2 protein-coding genes and 1 pseudogene are annotated in these 1,601 nt (G+C 43.0%); 2 read left to right on the forward strand and 1 reads right to left on the reverse strand.

The annotated features are described in order from the left end of the window. Together F6K49_RS47405 and F6K49_RS47410 are read left to right on the forward strand one after the other, a co-directional pair. Positions 1–275 (forward strand): annotated as a pseudogene (locus F6K49_RS47405) (4-hydroxy-3-methylbut-2-enyl diphosphate reductase); the annotation flags it as partial. 167 nt (positions 276–442) lie between these two features. Next, positions 443–652: a hypothetical protein gene (locus tag F6K49_RS47410; RefSeq protein ID WP_293109479.1), complete on the forward strand. Its 210-nt coding sequence runs from the start codon at positions 443–445 to the stop codon at positions 650–652. Here the strand turns inward: F6K49_RS47410 and F6K49_RS47415 are convergent. Continuing rightward, the coding region (locus F6K49_RS47415) for an LptF/LptG family permease (RefSeq protein ID WP_293109481.1) at positions 591–1,601 on the reverse strand (1,011 nt) is incomplete at its 5' end. The genes F6K49_RS47410 and F6K49_RS47415 overlap by 62 nt on opposite strands.

The raw sequence follows: 1,601 nt of genomic DNA on the forward strand, positions 1-1,601 counted from the left end.
TTGGTGGCTTTAATTCCTCCAATACCACTCACCTGCAAGAAATTGCTATTGAGCGACAACTACCATCCTATCACATTGACAGTGTCAACCGGATTATTTCTGCTGATGAAATCGAGCATAAACCCCTACATCAGGAGGTGGAAGTAGCACGAAATTGGCTTCCCTCTGGTTCGATAGTAGTAGGAGTAACCTCTGGAGCGTCTACTCCTGATCGGGTAGTAGAAGATGTAATCAATAAGATTTTTGAACTGAAGATAACTGCTGTAGCAGTTTAGAACTGAGCGCGTTTGTATCTAGGTTGTGAACATATTGCCAAAGGTCAAAAGGCTTGCATACAAAAGGCAAGAGGCAAGAGGGGAAAGAGATTCTCAGTTTTATTGTCTAATAAAAAAAGACCATACAGGTTTACATCTCAAATACAAACGCGCTTAGCTGAATGCTGTTGGCGTACCCTGCGCGTAGCGCATATGCTTACGATCGTACTTATGAGGTAAAGTCAATTTTCTTTCCCCTACTCCCTACTCCCTACTCCCTACTCCCTACTCCCTACTCCCTACTCCCCACTCCCTACTCCCTACTCCCAATTACCATCAACCATTACCCTCCAATCGCCACAATAACCATCCTCCTGCTCCAAAACCGAATAAATTAGGTAACCAGGCGGCTAGAACTGGGGAGAGAATTCCTGCTATACCGAAACCTCCGATCACAAAGCTCAGTAAGTAGTAGCCAAAAATTACGATTAAACAGACCCCAAAGCTAGTCCCTTTGCTGATTCGTTTAGGTCGAATACTAATGCTTGCTCCCACTAAGCCAAAGATTATACAAATGAAGGGAAAAGCAATTTTTTGTTGCATCCGAACTTGCAGCATCCGGAGTTTTTTGCGATCGCCAGCTCCCTTAAGCAACTGGATCATTTCTATGGCTTGAAGAATATTCATCTCATAGGGGTCACGGGCTTTAGTTACTAAATCCAGGGGCGCTCTAGGAAATGGAATTTCTTGATGATCAAAGGTTACTATTTTCCGAAAAGAGGTTTTAGGACTAATGAAATAAATTGACCCATGAAAACAATCCCAGGTATTTTGCTTAGAGTTCCAACGGGCTGATTCCGATAGAATAATTTTCTTCAACTTACCCAGATTAGACCACTCCAAGACAGTCATATCTTTCATGCTCTGACCATCAAATCGATTTGCGTAGAATAAGCGTTTGAGTGTCTGAGTAGTTGTGCCATTGGGTTGGGGAAAAGTGTGATACTCTGGATACAGAATACCGTTTTCCTCGAAAGCGGGTTTTTCCTCATTAAGAGCTTTTTCTAAAGTTATAGTTGCCTGGTAGTTAGCGGCTGGAACAATTAATTCATTGAAGAGGAAAGTGATTCCCGTGACAATTAGGCTGAGAACTAGAGCAGGGGCAACTAGTCGGTATAAACTCACACCACAGCTGCGCAGGGCAATTAACTCACTGTCATTACTCAAGCGAGAATATGCTATTAGTGTAGCGAGCAGTACTGATATGGGTAAGGCATAGGAAATAAACTCAGGAAACTTCAACACCACGACTTGGGCAGCAATTGTCCAGGATAGTCCTAACTCAGA

It is taken from the genome of Moorena sp. SIO3I6 (genome assembly GCF_010672095.1).